Genomic DNA, 4,764 nt, shown 5'->3' with positions numbered 1-4,764 from the left:
CCTTGCCCCCTTGTCCCCCACTCTCAAGAAAGTCCCCAAGGAGTCCCATTCCCCATGCCCATTACCCAATGCCCAATTAATCGATGATGCAACCACCCATTACTGTTGGTACTGTCCAATCAAACCGTTATCGCATAATTCAAATTCTCGGTCAGGGGGGATTTGGTAGAACTTATTTGGCAGAAGACCAAAGACGATTTAATGAACTTTGTGCGATCAAAGAATTAATTCCCACTGCTACGGAGACTGGTGCTTGGGAGAAAGCACAAGAGCTTTTCGCACGGGAAGCTGCAATATTATACCAGATTCAGCATCCGCAGATACCGCAATTTCGAGAAAGATTTGAAGAAGACCAGCGGTTGTTTTTGGTGCAAGATTACGTACCGGGTAAGACTTACCGCGCAATACTAGACGAGCGTAAGGCTGTTGGTCAAACTTTCACAGAAGCGGAAGTTTTGCTTTTTATGCGCTCTTTATTACCAGTTTTAGAGCATATTCACGCAAAGGGAATTATTCACCGGGATATTTCACCAGAAAATATTATTTTGCGAGAAAGCGAACGCCTACCTGTTTTAATTGACTTTGGGGTGGTGAAAGAACTGGCAACTAAATTACAATCTTTAAATGCATCAACGCCTGTTACTACTGTGGGAAAATTAGGCTATGCACCTGCTGAACAAATGCAAACAGGAAGGGCTTACCCCAGTAGTGATTTGTATGCGTTAGCAGTTACAGTGTTAGTTTTGCTGACGGGTAAAGAACCGCAAGAACTATTTGATGAAAATCAATTAACTTGGAATTGGGAAAAATTGGTAAAAGTCGATGCCCGATTTGCTCAAATATTAAATCGGATGTTGAGTCATTCACCAAGCGATCGCTTTGCTAGTGTTGCCGAGATCACCCAAGCATTACAAGTTTTTAAGCAACCAAATCAGTCAAATCCGTCTTTATCCAATGTGCAAACAGTCGCTGTCGGTGGTCGTCTAGACCCAATCCCACCTGTCCAACCTAAAAAATTAAATCCGGTGATTCCCGATCCCTCCAGCAGTTCTATTTTGGATAACCCCTTGGCGCTGGGTGCAATTGGCACTGCTGTAATTATCTTAGCAGGATTTGGTTCTTGGGCAGTAGTCAGTTCTATCCGCAGTCAACCAAAAACATTAACACCAGAAACCCCACCACAAACTTTTCCTTCACCAGTTATTACAGGTGTGGCTACACCGACACCGACGACACTGACACCGACATCGACACCTACACCTACACCTACCAATATTGAGCCTATTGTCACCAAGAAACCCATAACTTTTCTCACCCCAAATCAACTTAATCTTGATGGTACTATCAAAGCAAATGAAACAGTTGAATACAGCTTTTTTGCCAGAAAAGGTTCAAAATTAATTGCATCGCTTTCCCCAGAAAGTAGTAATGTTTTTCTAACAGTTTTATCTCCTAATCGAAAAGTAATAGATAGTTCTACCCAGCCAGCCACATCCTATCAGGGTATATTGTCTAGAAGTGGCAGATATGTTATTCAGTTAACTTCCGGACAACAAGTTCCACAAAGCAATTATGTTCTGAATGTTGGGTTAGAAAATTTAGAAGCGACACCTACACTTACCCCAACATTAAAGCCGACATTTACTCCGACACCAGAACCGTCCACACCAACGCCTACGCCGTCACCAACACCGTCACCAACATTTCCAGCACCACCTGTCAACAATTCGCCTACACTTCCTCCTATACAGCCACCGGAGCTTCCGTCTGCATCTCCTCAAGAAGAAAATAATAATCCGGCTGTTGAGCAAACACCTGTTCCTAATCGGACAAATTCTCGATAATTGAAATGGGGCATTTTTCTCCTACTTTGATTAATGTTATTGCATTCCTATATGATTGGTGAAGAATAATTTTGAAGAAGTAACCGCAGAGATGCAGAGAACACAGAGGTAGAGGAAGGAGAGAGTTTTGGGAATGATTTAGGATTACCATCGACTATTTTAATTAAATGTTGATATCGGATGATTTTGTCGAAATTAAATAGGGTAAATTAAGTGTTAATAACTAAGAGTTGTCAATGAATACATTACTAATTACGGGAACTGATACGGAAGCGGGGAAAACTGTTTTCACAACAGCGTATTCTGCTTATTGGCAAATATATTACCCGCAGCGACGTTTGGGAATTATGAAACCGATTCAATCGGGTGAAGGCGATCGCGAACTTTATCAAAAGCTGTTTTCTTTGGATCAATCTTCGGAAGAAATTACACCTTTGTATTTTCAAGCACCTCTGGCACCACCGATTGCCGCAGCCCGGGAAAATCGAGAAGTAGATTTAGGACTGGTGTGGCAAACTTTGGAAAAAGTGCGATCGCGTCATGATATTGTTTTAATAGAAGCTTTGGGCGGATTAGGTTCACCCATCACTTCGGAGTTGACGGTAGCAGATTTAGCAGGAGAATGGCGTTTACCAACGGTATTGATAGTACCTGTGAAATTGGGAGCGATCGGGCAAGCTGTCGCGAATGTAGCATTAGCTAAACAATCTCGCGTGCATCTAGTTGGTATTGTTCTTAACTGCATTGAAGCGCGAACAGAAGCGCAAATCGCTGACTGGACACCACCGGAATTGATTCAATCATTGACGAATACGCCTGTTTTAGGTTGCGTGCCTTACTTAGATAATTTATCTGATTTAGAAAAAATGGCACAAGTAATATCAAATTTAGATTTGGAAACTTTAATGCTTACTTTCAAAAGTTTAAATCAAAAAGACTAAACTAGGAAAATAACATCAGTTAGCCGTGTTAAATTAGCTTTTATTCACAATGGTTTCCACCTTCCCACATCCATCTAGTGTAAATTTATCTCGCGTCCGCCTCGATATTAGATCGCTACAACCTCAACTGGTAGAATGGCGACGACGACTGCATCAACAACCAGAGTTAGGTTTTCAAGAAAAACTCACATCTGAGTTTGTTTCACAGAAGTTGCAAGAATGGGGAATTGAGCATGAAACGGGAATTGCTCAAACTGGAATTGTGGCAATGATCAAAGGTGGTAAAATTGATAGTGGGAAAGTGTTGGCAATTCGGGCAGATATGGACGCTTTACCAATTCAAGAACTCAACGAAGTGCCATACAAATCCCAACATGATGGAGTAATGCACGCTTGCGGTCATGATGGACATACAGCGATCGCTTTAGGTACAGCTTACTATCTGCAATCAAATCGCCAAAATTTTGCCGGCACAGTCAAAATTATCTTTCAACCAGCGGAAGAAGGACCTGGAGGTGCAAAACCGATGATTGAAGCTGGGGTACTAAAAAACCCTGATGTGGATGCAATTATCGGTTTGCATTTGTGGAATAATTTGCCTTTGGGAACTGTCGGTGTCCGCGCTGGAGCATTAATGGCAGCTGTAGAATGCTTTAAATGCACGATTTTGGGCAGAGGTGGACATGGGGCAATGCCTCATCAAACGATTGATTCTGTGGTGGTTGCAGCTCAAATTGTCAATGCTTTACAAACCATTGTCTCACGCAACGTCGATCCAATAGATTCGGCGGTGGTGACAGTGGGAGAACTTCATGCGGGAACCAAGCTAAATATTATTTCCGATACGGCAAGGATGAGTGGGACAATACGTTATTTTAAACCTGATTTAAAAGGCTTTTTCAAGAAGCGAATTGAACAGATTATTGCTGGCATTTGTCAATCGTTTGGTGCCAGTTATGATTTAGAATATTGGGAACTTTACCCACCAACTATCAACGATGCAGGGATGGCAGAATTCGTGCGTAAGCAAGCCGAACAAGTGATAGAAACTCCTCTGGGAGTTGTCCCAGAATGTCAAACAATGGGCGGCGAAGATATGTCATACTTCTTACAAGCCGTTCCCGGTTGTTATTTCTTCCTCGGTTCTGCAAACCCTGACAAAGACTTAGCGTATCCCCATCATCATCCCCGCTTTGATTTTGACGAAACCGCTTTACCAATGGGTGTAGAAATCTTCGTCCGCTGCGTCGAAAAATTCTTACCGTAGTCAGCGCTTCAGCGCTTTTCCTTCAGCGCTGAAGCGCTGACTACAGTCGCAAACTTAGGTAAATTATCTTGTCTCCACTTCGCATCTGTTTTCCGATTTGTTCGCAATTCCAAAACCCGAATTCCCTTAGTTGGTAGTAAAGTTAAGTTTTGTTGCAACTTATCCCAAGAAGTAATCAATTCATGCTCTACTCCATAAGTAGCGCACAGTTGAGCAAAATCGATATCTTGGGGAGTGGCAAAAAATTCTTCAAATGGTGGGTCAAATTGAGCGATGGGTAACATTTCAAAAATACCACCGCCATTGTTATTAATTAACACGATGGTGAGATGTCCAACAAACTTATTTCTAATTAAAAAGCCATTGGTATCGTGCAATAAAGATAAATCTCCAGTTAACATTACACTGCTTTGACGACGATGGGCGATTCCTAAAGCAGTGGATAAGGTACCATCTATACCATTTGCCCCTCGATTAAAATGCGATCGCACTCCTAAATTATTCGGCTTCCAGAAAAATTCTACATCACGCACCGGCATACTGTTAGCGATAAATAGCGGTGTTCCCGCTGGTAGCGTCTGTGAAAGCAACCAAGCGGCTTTACTTTCCACTAACTCGTTTATTATCGCCATATTTTGGTCAACATTTAACCTAACTTGCGCTTCCGCATCACACCAAAGTTGAAGATAGGGAGAGGGGGGGATGGGGAGAG

The 4,764-nt window shown here is 42.4% G+C and carries 4 protein-coding genes; 3 read left to right on the top strand and 1 reads right to left on the bottom strand.

Annotation, left to right across the window (positions count from 1 at the left end):
• The first annotated feature begins 83 nt into the window (after window positions 1-83).
• From OGM63_RS18860 to OGM63_RS18850, 3 genes are all read left to right on the top strand, one after another.
• Entirely contained in the window at window positions 84-1,844 is a 1,761-nt protein-coding gene (locus tag OGM63_RS18860) for a serine/threonine-protein kinase (protein ID WP_263747193.1), read from the top strand.
• 236 nt (window positions 1,845-2,080) lie between these two features.
• Entirely contained in the window at window positions 2,081-2,785 is a 705-nt protein-coding gene (gene bioD, locus OGM63_RS18855; protein ID WP_263747192.1) for a dethiobiotin synthase, read from the top strand.
• A 49-nt stretch (window positions 2,786-2,834) separates the two neighbouring features.
• Window positions 2,835-4,052: a M20 family metallopeptidase gene (locus OGM63_RS18850; RefSeq protein WP_263747191.1), complete on the top strand. Its 1,218-nt coding sequence runs from the start codon at window positions 2,835-2,837 to the stop codon at window positions 4,050-4,052.
• Window positions 4,053-4,060: 8 nt separating this feature from the next.
• Here the strand turns inward: OGM63_RS18850 and OGM63_RS18845 are convergent.
• The coding region (locus tag OGM63_RS18845; RefSeq protein WP_263747190.1) for a thiamine pyrophosphate-dependent enzyme at window positions 4,061-4,764 on the bottom strand (704 nt) is incomplete at its 5' end.

This window comes from Plectonema radiosum NIES-515 (assembly GCF_025753815.1).
Lineage (GTDB): Bacteria > Cyanobacteriota > Cyanobacteriia > Cyanobacteriales > Nostocaceae > Hassallia > Hassallia radiosum_A.
This window is presented reverse-complemented; position numbering and strand designations above follow the sequence as displayed.

What these genes read in the sequence shown, in the direction of transcription:
- bioD (WP_263747192.1), top strand. Translation starts at nt 2,081, where the DNA reads ATGAATACATTACTAATTACGGGAACTGATACGGAAGCGGGGAAAACT.
- OGM63_RS18850 (WP_263747191.1), top strand. Translation starts at nt 2,835, where the DNA reads ATGGTTTCCACCTTCCCACATCCATCTAGTGTAAATTTATCTCGCGTC.
- OGM63_RS18860 (WP_263747193.1), top strand. Translation starts at nt 84, where the DNA reads ATGATGCAACCACCCATTACTGTTGGTACTGTCCAATCAAACCGTTAT.